15 protein-coding genes are annotated in these 20,967 nt (G+C 56.0%); 8 read left to right on the top strand and 7 right to left on the bottom strand.

Going from position 1 to position 20,967, the window contains the following annotated elements; genetic code table 11:
* Positions 1-40: 40 nt before the first annotated feature.
* The 3 genes from GFR01_RS09585 to GFR01_RS09595 form a co-directional block, all read right to left on the bottom strand.
* Positions 41-2,068 (bottom strand): phosphocholine-specific phospholipase C, encoded by a 2,028-nt coding sequence (locus tag GFR01_RS09585; RefSeq protein WP_099182267.1) that lies wholly within the window; start codon positions 2,066-2,068, stop codon positions 41-43.
* A gap of 12 nt (positions 2,069-2,080) precedes the next feature.
* The gene (locus GFR01_RS09590) at positions 2,081-4,447 is read right to left on the bottom strand and encodes a TonB-dependent receptor (protein ID WP_099182268.1); all 2,367 of its coding nucleotides are present in this window, start codon (positions 4,445-4,447) and stop codon (positions 2,081-2,083) included.
* 185 nt (positions 4,448-4,632) lie between these two features.
* Positions 4,633-5,985: an inorganic phosphate transporter gene (locus tag GFR01_RS09595; RefSeq protein WP_099182269.1), complete on the bottom strand. Its 1,353-nt coding sequence runs from the start codon at positions 5,983-5,985 to the stop codon at positions 4,633-4,635.
* 383 nt (positions 5,986-6,368) lie between these two features.
* Between GFR01_RS09595 and GFR01_RS09600 the strand changes: the two genes are divergently transcribed.
* Both GFR01_RS09600 and GFR01_RS09605 read left to right on the top strand, forming a co-directional pair.
* Complete coding sequence (locus GFR01_RS09600) at positions 6,369-8,024, top strand: phospholipase C (protein ID WP_099182270.1); 1,656 nt, start codon at positions 6,369-6,371, stop codon at positions 8,022-8,024.
* 155 nt (positions 8,025-8,179) lie between these two features.
* Entirely contained in the window at positions 8,180-9,352 is a 1,173-nt protein-coding gene (locus tag GFR01_RS09605; protein ID WP_099182271.1) for a cytochrome-c peroxidase, read from the top strand.
* 4 nt (positions 9,353-9,356) lie between these two features.
* Here the strand turns inward: GFR01_RS09605 and GFR01_RS09610 are convergent, their stop codons facing one another.
* From GFR01_RS09610 to qhpR, 4 genes are all read right to left on the bottom strand, one after another.
* Complete coding sequence (locus tag GFR01_RS09610) at positions 9,357-11,486, bottom strand: M3 family metallopeptidase (protein WP_244902232.1); 2,130 nt, start codon at positions 11,484-11,486, stop codon at positions 9,357-9,359.
* Positions 11,487-11,567: 81 nt separating this feature from the next.
* Positions 11,568-12,113, bottom strand: a complete 546-nt coding sequence (locus GFR01_RS09615; RefSeq protein WP_099182273.1) for a DsbA family protein — start codon at positions 12,111-12,113, stop codon at positions 11,568-11,570.
* A gap of 14 nt (positions 12,114-12,127) precedes the next feature.
* Complete coding sequence (arfB, locus tag GFR01_RS09620) at positions 12,128-12,550, bottom strand: alternative ribosome rescue aminoacyl-tRNA hydrolase ArfB (RefSeq protein ID WP_099182274.1); 423 nt, start codon at positions 12,548-12,550, stop codon at positions 12,128-12,130.
* A 40-nt stretch (positions 12,551-12,590) separates the two neighbouring features.
* A complete protein-coding gene (gene qhpR / locus GFR01_RS09625; RefSeq protein WP_099182275.1) occupies positions 12,591-13,652 on the bottom strand; it encodes an AraC-like transcriptional regulator QhpR in 1,062 nt (353 codons plus the stop codon).
* 182 nt (positions 13,653-13,834) lie between these two features.
* Between qhpR and GFR01_RS09630 the strand changes: the two genes are divergently transcribed.
* The 6 genes from GFR01_RS09630 (at position 13,835) to GFR01_RS09655 (ending at position 20,962) form a co-directional block, all read left to right on the top strand.
* Positions 13,835-15,217 (top strand): ethanolamine ammonia-lyase subunit EutB, encoded by a 1,383-nt coding sequence (locus GFR01_RS09630; RefSeq protein WP_099182276.1) that lies wholly within the window; start codon positions 13,835-13,837, stop codon positions 15,215-15,217.
* 2 nt (positions 15,218-15,219) lie between these two features.
* Positions 15,220-16,014 (top strand): ethanolamine ammonia-lyase subunit EutC, encoded by a 795-nt coding sequence (gene eutC / locus GFR01_RS09635; RefSeq protein ID WP_099182277.1) that lies wholly within the window; start codon positions 15,220-15,222, stop codon positions 16,012-16,014.
* On the top strand, positions 16,011-17,375 hold the full coding sequence (eat, locus tag GFR01_RS09640; RefSeq protein ID WP_099182278.1) for an ethanolamine permease: 1,365 nt from the start codon (positions 16,011-16,013) through the stop codon (positions 17,373-17,375). Before eutC ends, eat begins: the two co-directional genes overlap by 4 nt.
* 55 nt (positions 17,376-17,430) lie before the next feature.
* Positions 17,431-18,876 carry an outer membrane beta-barrel protein gene (locus GFR01_RS09645; protein ID WP_099182279.1) on the top strand — a complete coding sequence of 482 codons (1,446 nt, stop codon included), beginning with the start codon at positions 17,431-17,433 and terminating at the stop codon, positions 18,874-18,876.
* 135 nt (positions 18,877-19,011) lie between these two features.
* Positions 19,012-19,749, top strand: coding sequence for a DeoR/GlpR family DNA-binding transcription regulator (locus tag GFR01_RS09650; RefSeq protein WP_264780572.1), 738 nt, complete (start codon positions 19,012-19,014; stop codon positions 19,747-19,749).
* Entirely contained in the window at positions 19,742-20,962 is a 1,221-nt protein-coding gene (locus GFR01_RS09655) for a multidrug effflux MFS transporter (protein WP_063903762.1), read from the top strand. The genes GFR01_RS09650 and GFR01_RS09655 overlap by 8 nt, the downstream gene beginning before the upstream one ends.
* Positions 20,963-20,967 lie beyond the last annotated feature (5 nt).

Below are 20,967 nucleotides of genomic sequence, written 5' to 3' on the forward strand. Positions count from 1 at the left end.
ACTTCCAAAAAAACCGGGCCTGTCGTCAGGTCCGGATATTTCAACTCCGGCGGCTCATCAACGGATCAGTCCGGCTTGGTCGCCCGGTTTCTACATGCCCGGCAACCTGTATATGCCCCGCAGCGCTGCCCTTGCGGTTTGTGACTGTCAGATCATACCAGAAGTCGCTGCCTTCTAGCGGATAAAAGCGGGACAACTCCTGCTCCGGCCTCAGAAGAGCAGTCCAGTCAGCCGTCGCACCATAGGCGTCTTCAACAACCAGTTCCGCCTCTTCCGACGCGATGCTTTTGAGAAACAGAGTCGCGCCTTCGGTCTCTTCACGAACCCGGACCTGCAAGCCTGAAATGTTCTTGCCAGAGCGGTAAAAGCCGTTGGGTCCAGAAAGTGTGAAGTCATCATGAGGATGGAGCGAAATACTCAATGTGGCTCCCTCACCAACAGTATAGTGGCGCGACGGTCCTTGCCCCGAAAAGCGGAAAACCGCTCCTTTCCGGCCCATATTGTTGAGAAGGAGCTCAGCTTTCTCGGTGTTCACCATCAGGTCTGCTGTTAGATGATACGGAAGAGCACACGTCACTCTCTGCCCTTCCTCCTGCCGGGGCAACGTCTGGTATTGTGGAACCAGAGGTAGGGGCAACATGCAGGACTTGCGGGTCTGCGGCATGTAATCATCTGTGTTGGGAAGATCAGCCTTCCAACTGGTATCTTTGGCTGAAAAGTCAAAAGCGGATGTCAGATCCCCGCAGACAGCACGCCGCCAGGGTGTGATATTGGGAGCCCGAACGCCAAAGCGCTTTTCAAGAAACATCAGAACAGATGTGTGGTCGAACACTTCCGAATTCACACGTCCGCCCTTGCTCCATGGGGAAATCAGGATGGCAGGAACGCGCGGCCCAAGACCCACGGAAACTCCATGATAACTCTCGCCTGTCACTGAGACAGTGCTGCTCCCCTCGTCTCCGTAAAGGGCGGGAACCGGGGGTGGAACATGATCGAAGAAGCCGTCGTTTTCATCGTAATTCAGGATGAAAACCGTTTTGGACCATACGTCCGGATGGCGGACAAACACATCCATCAGGCGTGAGATCAGATGCTCGCCGTATCCGGGCGGTGCGTTCGGGTGTTCAGAGAGCGCAGCAGCAGGCACAATCCAGGAAACCTGAGGCAATGTCCCAGCGGCCACATCCTTTTCAAATGCCTCAATCAGGAAGCGCCCTTCGGATGTCGCAGCGTTTTCAGCCGTAGAGCCTTCAACAATCCGGCGCCCCTGCTGATACTGCCAGAACTGTTCGGAAAGGCCCCGAAAGGCGGCAAAGCCTGCGAGAGCGTTGTCTCCGAAATTGTCGTATTCCTGATAGACCCTCCAGGACACGCCCGCTTTCTGAAGCTCTTCGGCGTAGGTCGTCCACTGGAAGGACTGAAATTTCGGGTTGTCGTGGCGCATATCAGCCGAGACGTTTCCGTCATCGACGTTCTCGACCGCCTGTTTGCCATCGTGCCCGACGCTCAATCCGTTCGTACCCGAGAACAGGAACAGCCGGTTGGGGTTAGTCGGGCCAAAAATCGAGCAGTGATAGGCATCGCAGATCGTGAAAGCGTCTGCGAGCGCGTAGTAATAGGGAATATCCCGACGTGTAAAATGGCCCATCGTCATGGCGGTCTTGTGCGGGATCCAGCAGTCCCACTCGTTCCAGACTTTCTGGCTGCCCTTCCAGCTATGATCCAGACTGGCAATGCAGGCACTCGACGTATGCACGGTGTTCATGCGGAACGGCAGAACCGTGGAGCCGTCAGCCTTTTTTTGTGCGAAAACAGATGTTCCGCCGGGCTGCTGTGCGGCGCGCGGGTCTCCATATCCCCGAACGCCGTTCAGGCAGCCGAAATAATGATCGAATGAGCGGTTTTCCTGCATCAGGATCACCACATGTTCGACATCCTGGATCGTCCCGGTCTTTCGGTTGGCCGGAACCGCCAGAGCCTGTCGCAAATTGCCCGGCAATGACCCGGCAGCAGCAAAAGCTGCTCCCAGTTCAAGAAATCTGCGTCGGCTGGAAAGCGGTCCGGTCATGATGTGATCCGATCAGTCGAAGTGCTTGCGAAGCGTGAAGAAGACCATGCGGGGTGCGCCAGCCTGAAGTGTCTGGAAAGTGCCGGACGGATCGGAGTTGACGAAGCCGTTGCTTCCAACCGTTGCCACATATCGCTTGTTGAACAGGTTTGTGACGTTGATCTGGGCGTCGACACCACGTAGGAACCAGTTCTGGCTCTGGAAGCGATAGCCGACATTCAGATTGAAGATCGCATTGGCCGGAACGGACGCATCATTGGTATAGGTGTAATAACGCTTGTCCTGAAACTGCATCAGGACGTTGCCCCAGATCGCGCCATCGTCATATCCAAGTTCTACGTTAGCGAGGTTGGCTGGCATCCCGACGGTGTGCTTGCCCTTGATGCGGGCAGAGATCACGCCGTCTGCGTAAACGTTGTTATCATACAGCGAATTGTTGAACGCGTAGGAGGCAAAGAGCGACCAGTTCCGGGCGAACTTCCAGTTCGCGGCAACGTCCACACCGCGTGCCGTAACGCCGCCAACGTTACTCAGAATGGAGGCATTACCCTGAATGCCGACGCCCTGTGTCACAGCCAGAAGTCGGTTCTGGAACTCCACATAGTAGCCCGTAACCGAGGCCTGGAATGTCCGGTTATGGAAGCGATATCCGAGCTCTTCGGTGTTGGACATTTCAGGCTTCAGCTTCTTCTGAAGAACCTCAAAGCCTGCGATTGTCGTGGAAAATGGACCCGAAGTCTGGGCACTGTCGTAGGCCGCCATGTTGCGAGCAAAATCAGCGAAGATTTCGTTATGCTGGTTAATGCGATAGTTCGCACCGATCTGCGGAAGGAAGCCGTTTGAAGCGCTGAGTGAACCTGAGGGATAGGTCGTGCCGGTCGGTGTGCCCAGAAGATTGCCGCTAAGGGCCCGCGCAGAGTTATCCACGATGAGGGATTTGAAACCATAAGTCAGCTTCAGGGCTGGCATGATCTGCCATGTATCACCCAGATGGACCTGATAGGTCTTGGTATTAAATGTGCTCTGCCACTGGGTGTAGAAGGCATTGCCCTGATACCAGTGAATGGATGACGGAGATCCGCTGTCCTGAAGCGCATAGAAACGCCGCGCCTGCTCGAAATTGTTGTTTTCGAACCAGAAGCCCCAGTCAATGGTATGGTTTGCGATCTTGTATGTCAGGCCCCCAATGAAGCCGGCACGATGAATGTCGTATTCTGTAGTTCGGGTTGTCAGCGGTGATCCGCCGAGAGCTGCCGGGGTGGCGAGATAAGGTGTGACCCATGCGCCCTCACCCGTATTGGTGTGGCCATATCCGGTCACGAAGCCTTTAAGGCGGCTCGTGATGTCAAAATCCAGACGGCCGTATCCCATAGCATCTTCACGCAGGCCAGCTGCGTTGTAATAGACGGTATCCTGATCCTGAACGCTGGAAGGAAACGCCGTACCCGTCTGGTAGGCTGTGGCGATCTGTTTGGCGAGCGCGTAGTTGCCAGTAATATTATCGAGATTGTATCCGTACTTCTTGATCTGGGCGAGCGAGAGATCCTGGTAATCGTTTTCCTTACGCTTGGACCAGTCTCCATAAACCGTGAGCTTTACATGCTCGCCGAATGGCTGAACGTACTTGGCATTCGCCTGGTCCTGAACCTGGACACCATCGCCTTTCCACTTGTTTGCGTCCTGATGATTGTAGGACACATAGAAGCGGCCACCGCCTTTGAGTTCGCCGCTGTTGATGCGGGCGAAGGTACGCCAGGTCGATGCCGAGCCGATCGTTCCAGCTACGTCCACACCGAATTTCTTGGTCGGATCGACAGAGGTGAACTGCAATGCCCCGCCCAGATCGTTCGATGCGGCAACGCCTAGAGCACCTGCGCCCTGCGTCAGGGTTGAGGGGCCATTGTTTTCGGTTTCAAGCGCACGGCCGATGGAAAGACCGTTATCGTTACCATAGGCCAGATTGCCTAGTGGAATGCCATCCATTGTGAAGCCGAGGCGACTTTGGTCAAAGCCACGAATGATGATCTGTTGCGACCACTCGTAAGACCCCAAGGGATCGGAGGACGTAAACATTACGCCAGGCAGTTTTGAGAGCGTCTTGAACGGGCTTGTTCCCGGTGTCATTTCCTGAATGGCCCGACGAGAAACAGTCTGCGTCTCGCGAGCTGCGCCTGCCCCGAGGACAACAACGGATTCTGCGGAGGCAGCTTCAGTAGATTGTGGAACGCTCTTTTTAGAGGATGCTTTTCTGACCTGTGCATGAGGCGTGGCTTTGCGCGGAGAGTGAATGGAAGCCGGATTTGCCGCAAACGCAAACTGAGAGGCTGAGAGAGCTACAATTCCGCTTAGACAGGTCGTCAGGGCAAGCATCGTTTTCATGAGTGTGTGTTCCTGCTGGGGCTGGAGCCGTCCGTTAATTTGCAGGGACGTTATGAAGGCGGTTCCTTTCTGTCGTGTTATTGTTTCAAGACACTGCAATATGGTTTTCACATTTGCCGGGACCATAAAAAAGGCCCGCCATTCAGCGAGCCCTTTTCGAAAAGAACGAATTTTACGTTGCGCTTTCAGGCGAGAATGTAGAACAGAAGTGCGGAAACCGTGATCGTGACAGGCAGGGTAAACAGCCACGCCAAAGCAATCTTGGTCAGCATCTGCATGTTGATGCCTGACCCGGACGCCACCATCGTTCCCGCCACGCCGGATGTGATGATGTGCGTCGTGGAAACCGGCAGGCCCGTATAACCGGCAGTCATGATGAGGCCGGCGCCTACGACTTCAGAGGCGGCACCCTGAGCCGGGGTTAGATGGGTCTTGCCAATGCCCTCACCCAGCGTCTGAACGATACGGCGATACCCGATCATCGTTCCAACGCCGAGGCAAAGCGCACTGAGGAGACGAACCCAGAATGGTGCGTATTCCACAGTCGGGCGCAGCTTTTTGGCTAGGGATGCAGCTTCTTTCTTCTGCTCACCAGAGGCCGCCGGGTTGGAGCTTACGGAGCGCAGGCCGGACAGAACCTGATAGATGTCCCCACGCGTCTCTGCGGGACTTGCGTGAATTTCCGCACCTTTTTCAAGGCGATTAATAGACGCCATCGCGTCAGCCTTGAAGGAGTAGCGATCAAATTCTGCCACCAGTGGACGTGCGGCCTGAACCTCCTGACGAATCATATCGTACTGAACTGGAACTTCCGGGTTCAGAGCAAAAGCAGCAGGCATCAGACCAATGATGGTAAGCATAATGAGACCAATGCTCTTCTGCCCATCGTTGTTACCATGCGAGAAACTGACCAGCGTACAGGTTGTGATGAGGAGCGCCCGCACAATCGGGTTTGGTTTGTGATGTGGCTCCGGGCGCTGATAAAGAGCTGGCAGGTGCACTGTCTTCCGAATGATCAGGAAGAGAATACCGGCTCCAATGAAGCCAAGCGGCGGTGAAACGGCCAGTGTCGTCAGAACCTTCCAGATCTGGTTCCAGTCCACGCTATGCCCAAGGTCACGGGCATGCAGGAATGAATCCCCGATTGCAATACCGACGAGCGAACCAATCACACAGTGGGAAGACGAATTTGGAATACCGAACCACCAGGTCAGGAGGTTCCAGGCCAGAGCGGTGCCGAACAGGGACACCAGCATAGGCACCGCAGGATTTCCGTTTGGCGGAGACAGCACATCCGGCGGCAGCAGTTCAACCAGCGTGTAAGCCACGGCAATACCGCCGAGCAGCACACCCAGAAGATTCATCAGGCCGGACCAGACAACAGCGACCTTGGGCTTGAGGGAATTGGTGTAAATGACTGTCGCAACAGCATTTGCCGTGTCATGGAAGCCATTGGCAAATTCAAACACGCAGACCAGCAGAAAGCAGAGTCCAAGCGCGATGATTGACCAGATAGATTCTGGGGCGAAGTGCAGCATTCTGAATGCCAGCTCCTAGTAAAGGGTAGGTTAATTCTCGTAGCTGTATTCATGTGTTTGCCAAAGACTGTCAGAACGCCTTTCATGAAAATTTCATCAGTGGGAATTATTCCCATCATTTAATGGAACAATCACATTTCTTTCCCGGACATTGGGATAAGAGAACGGTGGCTCTATCGCCTGCTTCACTCAAAAGGCTATCCGATGAACCAGCCCGAAAAAAAGCAGCCCCATGAATTATGGCGTGAGACACTCATGTCGGCCTGGGACAACAGACCCAAACCAGAGAAAAGTTCTGGCCTCCATGTTATTTTTGCCGGTACAGAACAGACAGATAGCCGCCCGTCCTCCTATTCCCCAAAAGATGCTAGATTTCCGCCTGCATGACTTTTCGCGCCACTCTCCTTCTCTCTGCCCTCACGCCTTTTCTGCTGGCTTCAGCCTGCGCAGAAGACGCTCCTCGGAAAACAGAAACCACGACGCCTATTCGGCATCTGGTGGTGATCTATCAGGAAAACGTCTCCTTCGATCACTACTTTGGGACGTATCCATCTGCCGTAAACCCACCAGGTGAACCGGCATTTCAGGCGCGCTCCGATACGCCACGCGCCAATACGCTCGTCACCGCTGACCTTTTGCTGAAGAACCCGAATACACGCGCGGAAAACGGAAAAGACGCGTCACTGCCCTTTCGGCTGGATCGCACCCAAGCCAGCACGGCGGATCAGAACCATGCCTACAGCGCCGAACAGCAGGCGTATCACCATGGTCTGGCTGATCTGTTCCCGCGGTATACAGGACGTGGAACGCCCGGTGGTGTAGGTGCTTTTTCAACCCGTGGGCAGGTTATGGGGTATTTTGACGGCAACACCGTCACAGCCTTCTGGAACTATGCGCAGAACTTCGCCATGAGCGACGCGGCTTATACCGATACATACGGTCCATCCACACCGGGTGCGCTCGAAGTGGTGTCAGGCCAGACGAACGGCATGAAGATCGTGAAATCTGCCCAGAAGCGCTCCACACCCGAGGTCCAGTCTCCGTTCATCCCGGATGGTCAGGGTGGCTGGACGATGGTCAACGATATTGATCCGGCTGGAGATGTCTGCTCCGTCCCGACCGAACAGGTCATGATGACCAGTCGCAATATTGGAGACCTTCTGAACCAGCAGCATGTCAGCTGGGGTGGTTTCATGGGGGGCTTTGATCTGACGCTGCGTAATCCGGATGGAACGACGGGCTGCAAACGCCAGACCTATTCCACAGTGGTGGCGCAGAACATTCCCGACTACATCCCCCATCACAACTGGTTCCAGTATTACGCGAGCACGGCCAATCCGACCCATGCGCGCCCTTCATCATCCGATGTCATTGGTCAGACTTTTCAGAAAGACGGGATTCATAAAGACCCGGCCAACCATCAGTATGATCTGAAAGATTTTTACGCGACTGTGAGGGCGGGTCATCTTCCGGCTGTATCGTTTCTCAAAATGCCCGCTCTTCAGGATGGGCACGCTGGGTATTCGGACCCTCTGGATGAGCAACGCGGCGTTGTCAGTGCAATCAATCTGATCCAGAGTAGTCCGGACTGGCGTGATACGGCCATTATCATCGCTTACGATGACTCAGATGGCTGGTACGATCATGCCTATGTCACGCCAACACATGGCTCTTATGACAACCCGGCTGATCAACTGAACGGTCCCGGCCGTTGTGGAACGGCTCCCGCTCCAGCCGGGGTCTCCGGTCAGCCTGTAAACGGCCGATGCGGTCCAGGGACGCGGACGCCACTGATCGTGATCTCCCCATGGGCCAAGACCAATTTCGTCAGCCATATTCAGATTACGCAAAGTTCGATTACACGCTTCATCGAAGACAACTGGCTGCATGGTCAGCGTCTTGGCCAAGGCTCTTTCGATGCGGATGCCGCAGCTCTGAGGGACCTGTTCGATTTCAGCCGCCAGCCGCGTCTGTCTCCTGTTTTCCTGAGCCCCAAGACGGGTGAGCCTGCCTCACAGCCACCCCCGTCCGCGCTTTGACCTCACGAACAGTCTGGGGAGCCCTCTATTCCGGGCTCCTTCTGGGCGTAATTTTGCCGGGACAGCTCCGTGCTCAGGATTGTCTCCCGACAGCAGACGGCAGCAATCCCTGCCCGGTTTCCCTGCAACGGCCTAGAATAGAGCCATTGTCGGAAATGGCCCTGATCGGGCGGGAGATCTTTTACGATCCGCTTCTTTCTGGCTCTGGCCGCCTGTCCTGTGCGTCCTGTCACGACCCACATCACAACTACGGCCCTTCGAATAAGCAGTCCGTTTTCATGGGTGGAAAAGTCCTTAAAAGCCCCGGGAAACGCGCCATTCCGTCTCTCGCCTACCTGGAGCATGTGCCTAATTTCAGTATTGGACCCGACAATCCCGAGAGCGAAACGGCTCCTGTGCTGCCTGTCGCCGGTGCTACTGCCTCACACGTAGCAAAAAGTGCAGCCACCAGTTCTGCCACGGCTGTTGTTCCCCAGGGCGGTCTTTTCTGGGACGGGCGCGCGGATACCCTTCAGCAACAGGCCTCCGGCCCACTTTTTGATCCGGCGGAGATGGCCTCTACGCCGTCAATAGCGCAGAATCGCATCGAAAACGCGCCTTATACCAAACGCCTCAAGGCTCTCGCAGGTCCAGCAGCAGAGACATCCCCGGATCTGCTGCTGTCTGAAGCCATATTCGCTCTGGCACGGTACCAGATCGAGGAGCCGTCTTTTCATCGTTACAATAGCAAGTTCGATGCGTGGCTTGAGGGGCAGGCTCGTTTCACGCCGCAGGAAAGCGCAGGATATCGTCTTTTCAACGACCCTATTAAGGGCAACTGTGCCGCGTGTCACCTTGATCGCCCTCTTCCCGGAAATCTGCCGCCGCTGTTGACTGACCGGCAATACGAAGCCCTTGGTGTTCCACGCAATATGGCCCTCATGGGTCCATATGAGAACGGTCATTTCGATCTTGGGCTGTGCGAAGTCATGCCTGGTGGGTCGAAACAGTCAGGTGCCTATTGTGGAATGTTCGCCACCCCGACCCTCAGGAACGTGGCAGACCGCAAGGTCTTCTTCCACAATGGCATTTTTCACGATCTCAGACAGGTTCTGGATTTCTATGTTCTGAGAGACATTCAGCCGGAGCTATTCTACAGCCATGACACACACGGGCGTGTTCGAAAAGCGGACGATTTACCGGCGCAGTATCAACCAAACCTTGATCGAACCGATGCCCCAATGGATCGTAAACCGGGCGATCAGCCTGCACTGACGCCCGAGGAGCGGACAGCTGTCATCGGCTTCCTCCAAACCCTGACGGACGGATGGTCTCCCACCCGTCCGTAAGTTCTTACTTCTGGCTGTCAGCCGTCAGGCCACGATGGGCCAGCATCGGTTCAATATCCGGTGCCTTGCCATAAAAAGCTTCAAACATCGGGCCGTAATCCATGGTGTGACCCCTCGACAGGATCATGTCACGGAAGCGCTGGCCGTTTTCACGCGTCAGGCCACCATGCTGCGTGAACCAGGCGAACACGTCCTGATCCAGCATTTCCGTCCACAAATAGGCATAATAACCGGCCGAATATCCGTTGGACCAGATGTGCAGGAAGTAGCTGGACCGGTAGCGCGGCGGTACGTTCGCCACATCAAGGCCCATGCTGTTCAGGGCATTGGCCTCGAACTTGTCTGCATCCTGACGCGGTGCGCTCGCCGGGAGAGCGTGCCACTTCATGTCCAGTTCAGCAGCCGCGACGATTTCGCCCAGATCATAGCCCTGGTTGAACTTGGCTGCCTTCTTGATCTTGTTGACCAGCTCCTGCGGCATCGGTGCGCCCGTCTTGTAGTGGCGGGCGTAATGCGACAGCACCTTCGGATCGAGCGCCCAGTTTTCGTTAAACTGAGACGGAAATTCCACGAAGTCACGGGCAACGTTCGTACCGGACAGCGTCGGGTAGGTCTGGCTCGCGAACAGACCATGCAGCGCATGACCGAACTCATGGAACATGGTCGTCACATCATCAGACGTGATGAGCTGTGGTTGACCTGGTGCAGCTTTTGTGAAGTTCGCAACATTGTAAATGACGGGCTTTGTGCCAAGGAGCGTGGATTGGCCAACAAAGTTGGACATCCAGGCGCCCCCCGACTTCGTGTCGCGCTTGAAGTAATCGAAATACATCAGGCCAAGCTGTGAACCGTCCTTGTCGAACACCTCAAACACCATGACGTCCGGATTATAGACCGGAATATCCGTGCGCTGCTTGAATGTGACTCCGTAAAGCTGATTAGCGGCGAAAAACACGCCATCCGTCAGAACTGTTTTCAGTTCGAAGTATGGCTTCACATCATCCTGATTCAGCGCATATTTCTCATGACGGACCTGCTCCGCATACCGGTTCCAGTCCCAGGGCTTCAGCGTGAAGTTTTCACCGTCACGATGGATTGCATCCTGAAGAACGGCACCTTCCCGCTTCTGCTCGGCAGCCACGGCCGGAACGAGCTTCTGCATGAAATCTTCGGCAGCTTCAGGCGTCTTGGCCATCTGGTCGTAGAGCGTGTAGGCGGCGAAGCTCGGATATCCGAACAGCGCGGCCTTCTGGGCGCGAAGCTGTGCCAGTTCGGAAATCGTGGCGCGGGTGTCGTTCTTGTCACCCTTCTCCGCACGGTTCCAGCTCTGTTCGAACAGGGCCTGACGGGTCTCGCGCTTGCTCAGGTTTTCCAAGGCGGGCTGCTGGGTCGTGTTCTGAAGCGGGAGAACCCACTTGCCGGTCAGCTTGCGGCTTTCCGCGTCCTTCTGAGCCGAGGCGATGGCACCGTCATCAAGACCGGCCAATGCATCCTTGCTGTCAACGACAAGGGCGCCGTCTTTCGCAGCGGCAATCAGTTTCTGCTGATAGACGGATTCAAGATTGGCCAGCTTGGTGTTGATGGCGCGCAGCTTGACCTTGTCGGCCTTCGACAGCTCTGCACCGGCATGAACGAACTGCTGGTAATACACATCCAGAAGCTGCGCCTGCTCGGCATTCAGGTTCAGGCTGTCACGGGTGTCATGCAGTTTCTTGACGCGCGCGAAAAGGCGTTCGTTAAGATAGATCTCGTCTTCATGCTGAGAAAGGCGCGGCGCTTCGCGGCTTTCAACCTTGTCCAGTTCTGCATCGCTATTGGCTTGATAGACGCCAAAGAACGTTTCCTGTACGCGATCCAGAAGACGGCCGGCCTTTTCCATGGCAACGATCGTGTTGTCGAACGTGGGCGCAGCCTTGTTGTTCGCAATGGCCGTGATTTCGCGCAGATGATCCGCCATGCCACGCTCAAAAGCGGGCGCGTAGTCACTGTCCTTGATCAGATCGAAGCGTGGAGCCTGATAAGGAAGCGTGCTGGCCGTAAAGAAAGGATTAGTTGCGGCGGCTTGTGCTTCAGTCCCCGCAAGAGAGACCATAGACAGGGCGAAAGCGGCCCTGATCCAGAGGTTGGAAGTCATTGAAACATCCTGAATGTCATACGTTGGCGCGACTGTATGGGAGAAGCCGCGCAACGTCCAACCCCCCGTTTGGTCTGGTCTTTATGGGAACAGACGGGCCGCCCAGTCTTCCACGCTGTCTCCGCTGCTGAACGCCGGATCAATCAGCCCGTCCACCATGAAGGTTGGAGAAACGTGAATGCCGTTCTGCCGCGAATATTTCGCATGCCACTTTACGGCTTTTGTGACGTCTTCGAACGTAAAAGCCTCAGCAAGCGCGACACCGCTATAAGTCTCGAGACGTGCGAGGATTTCAGCTGGAGTGGTGTTCATATTCGGGCCAGAACAATGGTCGGTGAACTCGAACTCTTCCCGATGGTTCGCCACGGCTAGCATGACATCATGCGCTCTGTCCCGTCCCTGCTCCAGCGTGGACGCTGCAAGAATGGCGCGGACGATCACGCCGGAAAACATGTGCCATGGCTGCGACTGAAGGCGGATATGAACCGTTAGCGTCTCCTCTCCAACCCTTTCAAGAAGGGGCGGAATTTTACGAAGCGCCTTGACGGAAAACGGGCACGTCGGCTCCAGAAACATCTCAAACGTTCTGGTGCCTGCTCCCCATTTCAGTGCGGACAGATGTGCCATCATGTCTTTCCTTCCTAATCGTCCAGACGTACCTTGCGGTTGCGCTTGATCCCCGCCCGATGGGATTTTCCGTCCATTCGCCTTTGACGGGCCGCTTTGCCCGGGCGCGTCGGAACACGGAATGCCTGTCGATGCGCGGCTTCGCGGATCATAACCGCCAGTCGTTCGATAACGTCTTCCCGGTTGCGCTGCTGCGTCCGGAAGCGCCGTCCCGTCAACACGATTTCCCCGTCACGGGTTGCGCGACTGCCTGCAATTTCGAGCAGGCGCGTCCGTACGCGCTCTGACAGTGCCGGAGAGCCTGCTGCGTCAAAACGAAGCTGCGCGGCTGTTGCAACCTTATTGACGTTCTGTCCACCCGGGCCAGACGCAAGGATATAGGTCACTCTTAGATCTTCGTCTTTGAGGATCAGACCGGGCATGACTTCAACACTCATGCATGCGTTCCTACACGAGGCGGTCTCTCACAGGAAATGCCTATCGACTGGGTTGTCCGTTATTCTGTTGTTGCCAGACCCGGGGAGACATTCCGAACCAGCGACGGAAAGCCCGGCTGAAGGCACTTGTTTCGGTGTAACCCAGCAGAATGGCAATTTCGCTGATGTCTCTGGTGGCTTCCGCCAGAAGGCGAATAGCGTCAATTTGACGCACTTCATCCAGCAGCGCGGAATAAGAAAGTCCAATTTGACCCAATTTGCGCTGAAGCGTCCAGGGAGAGAGGGCAAGTTTCTCCGCGATTTCCCAAAACTCACATCCCCCATGCGGCAGGCTGGCCCTGATCTGCACGATAACCTGCTGCCTCAGAGACGGCACCTGTGACGACGCAGTATTCTCTGGCCCTCGGGTCAGTGTCACCAGAGACGATTTCATGACCTGCAACAGGCCAGCATCTGCTCCCGGCATCCGCGTCTCCAGCCTGTCTCTCCGGAAGATCAGCGCATTCCGTCCTGCAGAAAAACGGACATCGGACTGAAAAGCATCGCGATGTTCTCCTGCCTGCTCCGGCTGGTCGTGGGCGAACAGAACAGCCTGTGGGGTCCAGGCCGGACCCAGCGCCGTCCGGAGGATATTGGCAAACATGCCCATTGTCAGTTCGGCATCATGGCGGCGATGCTGAATGGTCGGGTCAGTGATCATGTAGTCGAGTTGAAACGTCTCTGCGGTTTCGGTCAGACATGTCACGGTCGAGGCCTGATGATACCCAAAATAGGCAGCCAGATTGCGGACGGCCTGTTCTACGGTCTCTGAACACAGGGCGATGTAGCCGATGAGGCCAAGTTGGTGGGGTTTGAACTGCTGGCCGAAGCGCAAACCAATATTTCCATTGTGCGTCTCTGTTTCGGCTTCGGCAAACAGGCGGCAGTAGGCTGCAAGGTTCAGTGCGTCTGTGGGTAAGGCAAATTGCTGCGTTGAAAGGCCTGACCGTCCGGCAATACGCTCCATGTCTCCGCCCTGAGATGTCAGAAAATCTTCTACCCCCGCTGCTGCGGCGGCGAGAACATGGGCCTCTGATCCAGGAGACTTTGAAAAGGATGACATCGCATCTTCGTGTTGCTGCTCACTCAACGCGAAGTGTTGGGCGGATTGTTGTCAAATGTCAAAACCTTGTCGTCTGGCGTCAAGTCAGGATCAATCCGAAAAAGATATAATTGCGCTAACGGACAAAACCTTGAACGTCTTCTGATAGAGTTCGGACAGATCAGAGAAACAGGATTGTGGCCATGGCTTACGGATGCACCCTGAGAGGGGAACATTACACATTCGGGGATCTGAAAACCCTGATGGCCAAAGCCTCCCCAGCGCGTTCCGGCGATGAACTAGCTGGCCTCTCGGCCAGCTCTGACGCTCAGCGGATTGCAGCCCGCTATGCCCTCGCCGACCTTCCACTCAGCACGTTTCTGCATGAAACGCTCATCCCTTACGAGGCAGATGACGTCACGCGCCTGATTATGGATACATATGATGGTCAGGCGTTTTCGCCTGTGGCGTCTCTGACCGTTGGCGGCTTCCGGGACTGGTTGTTGTCCGATGAGGCCACATCTGAAACGCTGTCTTCCATCGCTGCTGGGATTACGCCGGAAATGGCGGCTGCTGTCAGCAAGATCATGCGCAATCAGGATCTCATGACGGTCTCCCGCAAGATCCGGGTCATTACGAAGTTTCGAAACACCATTGGTCTGGAAGGCTGTCTGGCGACGCGCCTTCAACCCAATCACCCGACCGATGATCTGAAGGGAATTGCGGCTTCAACTCTGGACGGCCTTCTGCGCGGGATGGGGGATGCCGTCATTGGTATTAACCCCGCGACCGACAGCGTCTCGAACGGCCTCGCTCTTCTGGAGATGCTCGACCACGCCCGACAGCGTTATGACATTCCGACCCAGACCTGCGTTCTGACACACGTTACGAACACTATTGAGATCATGAACCGCGGCGGCGCGGTCGATCTCGTCTTTCAGTCCATTGCGGGGACACAGAAAGCCAATGAAGGCTTTGGCGTCAGTCTCGGGATTCTGAAAGAGGCTTATGAGGCAGCGCTGGCTCTCAATCGTGGCACTCTTGGCAACAACGTTATGTATTTCGAGACGGGCCAGGGCGCCGCGCTTTCTGCCGAAGCCCATCACGGTGTGGACCAGCAGACTGTGGAAGCCCGCGCTTACGCCGTAGCACGGGCCTATAATCCCTTGCTGGTGAATACGGTCGTGGGCTTTATCGGCCCTGAATATCTTTACGATGGCAAACAGATCATCCGGGCCGCGCTGGAAGATCATTTCTGCGCCAAACTGCTCGGCGTGCCGATGGGCTGTGATGCCTGTTACACCAACCACGCCGAAGCCGATCAGGATGACATGGATAACCTGATGGTCCTTCTGGGGGCAGCAGGCATCACGTTCCTGATCGGAGTGCCCGGCGCGGATGACATCATGCTCAATTATCAGAGCCTGTCCTTCCACGATCTTCTAAGTCTCCGCAAGCTTCTGAACCTGAAACCAGCGCCGGAATTTGCGGGCTGGCTGGAGCGAATGGGCCTGTATGATGCACGGCACGACCGGGTTCTGGACATCCCGCCCGGACAGACTCTTCTTGGTCAGATGGTGCGCTAATCATGACGGATGACCGCATCGCCTCCACGCCATCCCGGATACCAGATCCATGGCAGGACTTGCGCCAACTCACCCGCGCCCGGATTGGATTGGGTCGCACAGGAAACGCCCTGAAAACCGACGATGTTCTGGATTTTCAGGCGTCCCACGCCCAGGCACGGGATGCCGTTCATACGCCTCTGAATATTGAAGCTCTGACAGGTTCTCTAGGGAACGAGCCATACTATTGCGTTCAGAGCCGTGCGCCCGACCGTTCTACCTATTTGCGCCGCCCGGATCTCGGACGGCGGCTTGACCCGGAAGCAGCTGCCACGCTTCCAAAAGGTGACTGGAATGTGGTTTTCGTCGCGGCGGACGGCTTGTCGTCCTTTGCCACACAACAGAGCGCTCTCCCCCTGTTTCGGACCATGCAGGCCTGGCTTTCTGACTGGACCGTGGCGCCTCTGGTCATCGCCACACAAGCCCGTGTTGCTTTGGGGGATGAGATCGCTGTGACGCTTGGCGCGAGGATGGTCGTCATGATGATTGGCGAGAGACCCGGCCTCAGCGTTGCAGACAGCATGGGCGTTTATTTGACCTACGCGCCCTATGTGGGCTGCCCCGATTCATCCCGGAACTGCCTCTCCAACATCCACCCACACGGCATGACCGTCCCGGCCGCAGCGGTAAAGCTTTCCTGGCTGATGCGGGAAGCCACGCACCTGAAACTCACAGGCGTGGGCCTCAAAGATGCCGCTCCTGAAACCGCGGCCTTGGAAAATTCCAAAACCCTTCTGGAAAAGGACAACGATCAATGAGCAATGCGCCCACGCATCTCAACAAGTCCCTGAGTGCATTTCATCTCTGGGGTATTGCCGTTGGTCTGGTCATTTCCGGGGAGTATTTCGGCTGGAGCTATGGCTGGTCAACAGCCGGAACGCTTGGCTTCCTGATCGCTACCGTGTTTGTCGCGCTGGTCTATACGAGCTTTATTTTCAGCTTCACGGAACTGACCTGCGCGATCCCACAGGCTGGTGGCCCGTTCGCCTATAGTCATCGTGCCCTTGGTCGATGGGGTGGGCTCATTGCGGGTCTCGCCACTTTGGTCGAGTTCATTTTTGCACCGCCGGCGATCGCTCTCGCGATTGGTGCTTATCTGAACGTCCAGTTTCCGCATCTCTCGCCCAAAGTCGCGGCTCTGGGCGCTTATGTGATCTTCATGGCACTCAACATTATCGGCGTGCATATCGCGGCAACGTTCGAACTGTTCATTACCATTGCCGCTATCGTTGAGTTGCTCGTCTTCATGGGCGTCGTTGCCCCTGCCTTTTCATGGAACAATTTCCTGCATGATGGCTGGGGCGGGGCGCCTCATTTCGGCTGGGAAGCTATGGGAGGCATCTTCGCGGCCATCCCGTTTGCCATCTGGTTCTTCCTTGCCATCGAAGGTGTGGCTATGGCGGCTGAAGAGGCCAGTAATCCGCGCCGTTCCATCCCGATTGCTTATGTCGCGGGTGTTCTCACGCTTGTTATTTTGGCCTTTGGCGTCATGGTTTTTGCTGGAGGGGCCGGAGACTGGCATGCTCTTGCCAATCTGAATGATCCCCTCCCACAGGCGATGAAGCATGTCGTGGGCGCGCATAGCGGGTGGCTGCATATGCTGGTCTGGCTGGGACTATTCGGCCTTGTGGCTTCCCTGCATGGCATCATCATGGGTTATGCAAGGCAGATCTTTGCCATGGCACGTGCCGGTTTCCTTCCGGCAGTTCTGGGAAAAGTTCATCCACGTTTCCACACGCCTTATACGGCTACAATCGCCGGCGGTGTCATTGGGATTGCAGCCATTTTTTCCGATGACGTCATCTCAATCCACGGTCAGTCCCTGACAGCAACACTTGTAACCATGGCCGTGTTTGGCTCTCTGACGATGTATATCCTCAGCATGGTCAGCCTGTTCCGCCTTCGCCGAACAGAGCCTTCCCTGCCGCGCACTTACCGCGCACCATTCTATCCCGTTCTGCCTGGTATTGCCCTGACTGGCGCGGTCATCCTTCTTGTGGCCGTGACGTACTGCAACCCAGAAGTCTGCGCGCTCTACATGGTATTCATGGCAGTTCTGAGTGTTTTCTTTATGCGGAAATATCAGAACGCACAGGCTCGGATCCCGTCAGAGGTCTGAGTCTACCTCCCCTCTATATTTTGCTCCTCCCGAAACTTTCAGGAACGGATTTCGCGTGTCGGACAAACACGTCCTGGCAGTCTTCTGGCTGCTTGTTGGAACTGCCCTCCCGTCTTTCGCGCACGCTCAGGCGGCAGCTACGTCGAACACAGCCATTACGCCTGATGGGACACCCAACCCCAATCCACCGACCACGCTGCCGTCAACGTCCCATCAGGCTGACAGCACTGATCCGGATATTCCGGCCCTGAAAGCGGGAAACCTGTTCTCACCCAAAGCCGGGCATTCCCTTTCCTACTGGGATGGTCTGATTGGGCATCTGACTGTTGAAGCTGGCATCACCGGCAATCCGTGGACACGTTCAGGAAGGAATTTCGGCCAGTTCTATCTGGATCGCGCCAATACCGTGACGCTCAACCAGATCATGGGCTCGATCTCTCATCCCATCACGTCCGTAGGTGGCGGTTACGGGATCGGCTTTGTGGCTGAAGTCATGTACGGGTCAGACGCGCGGTTCGATCCCACAATCGGCATGGGAGACGGTACGCTTACCGGCCTTTATCAGTGGGCGCCCACACAGGCGCATATCGACGTCCACACGCCGTGGATCTTCCGTCATGGCATCGATTTTCAGGCTGGGCAGATGTATGCCCTGATCGGCGCTGAAGGCACGCCTGCCCTCGCCCGTCCGTTCTACTCCTTCAATTACGCATCAGACTATATCGTTCCTTTCGAAACGGTTGGCGTCATTGCGACAATGCATCTCAGCCAGCATATGGACTGGATCCTCGGTATCGACGCAGGCAATTCCACGACGTTTGGTCAGGCCGGAAACAACAGTCGCCCCAAAGGGTATTTCGGCTTCGCCTGGAACAATCTGATGGGCGGTAAACTAAATCTGCATGCCATCGGTCATTTCGGACCACAGGGAAACAATGGTGCAAGTCGAACCTCCCCCGCCGGCTGGACCAGTTCGGGGATCGGCAAGGCCGCAAACGGTCTCATGCAGTACAATGCAAGCCTTCTGGCCACCTATCATGTCAACAAAACGCTCTCATTGATGGCGGAAGCACTTTACCTTCATGATGATGCGTCTCGCGATGATGCTTACGGTGTCACGTCCTACCTGTCGTGGGACATTCATCCGTCTCTGACGTTGAACGTTCGCGGTGAAATTTTCCGCGACAATACCGGCGGCATCATCAATCAGTATCCCGGCAATATGTCTTACACGAATGCCCTGAGAAACCGGCCCTATTTCTATTACGGTGCTCCTCCCACAACCTATGGAGCGCTTACGGTCGGCGTGGCCTATCGACCGCCCTTCATCAACCGACACCTCGGCACTGGCACATTGACTGTTCGGCCGGAAGTTCGTCTGGATAAGTCCCTGAACGGAACTCACCCCTTCAATCAGGCTGCCACAACGTCTGGGACCGCCGTCAATAACGGGACCAGCAACATGCTCTGGTTCAATCTGGATGCGGTGCTGAGTTTCTGATCTGCCACACTTGACGCTTTCGGGAGCAGTCAAGCACGAAATTTCTTGACAGGTTGTGCGTGTTTATGACGGTTTGCGCGTGTTTTACGCCCTCCCGGAGCAAATCCCATCCTCAAAGACGAACGCCTGAGCCAGATTCGTGCTCGTTTGCAAAGCCACGGACGCGTCCTTGCGTCTGATCTGGCCACTGAATGGCACGTGCCGGTGGATATGATCCGGCGTGATCTGCGCGAACTTGCGGAAACTGGCGAATGCCGTCGCGTGTATGGTGGCGCGTTGCGTTTGCAGCCCGATGCATCCCATATCCGCGCGCGAATGGGTGAAAATATTGCCCTCAAAAATGCTCTTGCCCAGCATACCGCGGGCCTTTTCAAGCCCAAACAGGTGGCCTTCATTGATACAGGCTCCACCAACATTGCTCTGGCGGCCTCTCTTCCACGGGATATGCCTCTTACGGTCGTAACGTCCAGCCCGGCGGTGGCGGTGGCTCTGAATGATGCAAGCCAGATCGAAACCATCATGATTGGCGGGCGTCTTGATGGCGCGACCGGAGGAGTCATCGGTTCGGTGGCTGTCCAATCGCTCCAGCATTACCGGTTCGATCTCTGCTCCCTCGGTGTCTGGGCGATTTCCGCCGAGGGGCCAAGCGTGTGGGACCCCGAAGAAGCTGCCTTCAAACGTGAAGTTCTCAGCAGGAGCGAAAGCGTCGTGGTGATGGCCGAGGGCAGCAAGATCGGTTCAGGTGGCCGTTTCCCGGTTGCGCCGCTGGATGCCGTTCACACTCTCATTGTCGCGGAAGATGCCCCTTCCGACGAACTCTCCCGTATGACCGCCTCGGGCGTGTCCATTCTCAAGGTTCCAGTCCATGACTGATGCGTCAGCCGAAACAGCTCGTCCCGCCCAGCGTGACCTCATCATCATTCTGGGGCTTCTGACGTGCCTGGGGCCGCTCAATATCGATATGTATCTGCCCGGTTTTCCAAACATCGGGCATGACTTCCAGGCCAGTGAAACGGCCGTTCAGTTCAGTCTGACCAGTACGCTCATCGGGCTTGCCGTCGGGCAGCTTATGGTGGGTCCCTTCAGTGACTCCCGCGGGCGGAAAATCCCGCTTCTGGGGGCGATGGCTCTTTTTGCCCTGTCGTCCTTGTTCTGTGCGGTGTCATCCAGCATCACTGCCTTCATCATTGCGCGCTTCCTGCAGGGCCTGACCGCTTCGGCGGGGCTGGTGCTCTCTCGCGCTGTGGTCAGGGACGTGTTCAACGGTCCGGAACTCGCACGATTTTTCTCACGTCTCATGATTATCAACGCTGTGGCTCCCATGGTTGCGCCTATGCTGGGTGGAGCAATTTTAGCTTTACCTTCAGCTACATGGCGAACAATGTTCTGGTTCCTTACCGGGTTTGGTATTCTCGCGCTGGGGCTGGTCGCTGCCCGACTCACCGAAACTCTTGAGTTGCATAGACGTCTTCCAAATTCAGCCCGCGCTACAATGGAAACGTTCCATAGCCTGCTGACCGATCGGGAGTTCATTGGCCATGCTCTGACCGTTGGCCTTATCCATGGCGGCAGCTTCGCCTATGTCGCAGGAACCCCCTTTGTCTATCAGGACATCTACGGTGTAACGCCCCAGACATTCAGCATCCTTTTTGGCATCAACGGTCTGGCACTGGTAGGCGGAAGCTGGCTGATCGGGCGCGCTGGCAGCATGGAACGCACCAGTACGTTCCTGCGTGCTTCCGTCATCTGCATCACTGTCGCAGCCGCTCTCATTACACTGATTGCGACCCTTAAAGGTCCGCTCTTTTTGCTGGTGGCTGCGATCTTCCTCTATATGACCTGTATCGGGATGATCCTGACAGCAACCTTCGTTCTTGCCATTGCAAAACAGGGACATCGCGCAGGAAGCGCCAGCGCGATCCTTGGGTCTCTGAACCTTCTTGTAGGCGGTGTGGCTGCACCGTTAGTAGGCCTGAGCAAAACCAGCGCTCTTCCTATGGGGCTGGTTCTGCTGCTGACGTCACTGGCCGGACTGTTCACCTGTTTCCGGCTGGCTTCCCGTCATCAGGATGAAGTAACATCCTGATAATA

The organism is Gluconobacter frateurii, assembly GCF_002723955.1.
GTDB lineage: Bacteria > Pseudomonadota > Alphaproteobacteria > Acetobacterales > Acetobacteraceae > Gluconobacter > Gluconobacter frateurii.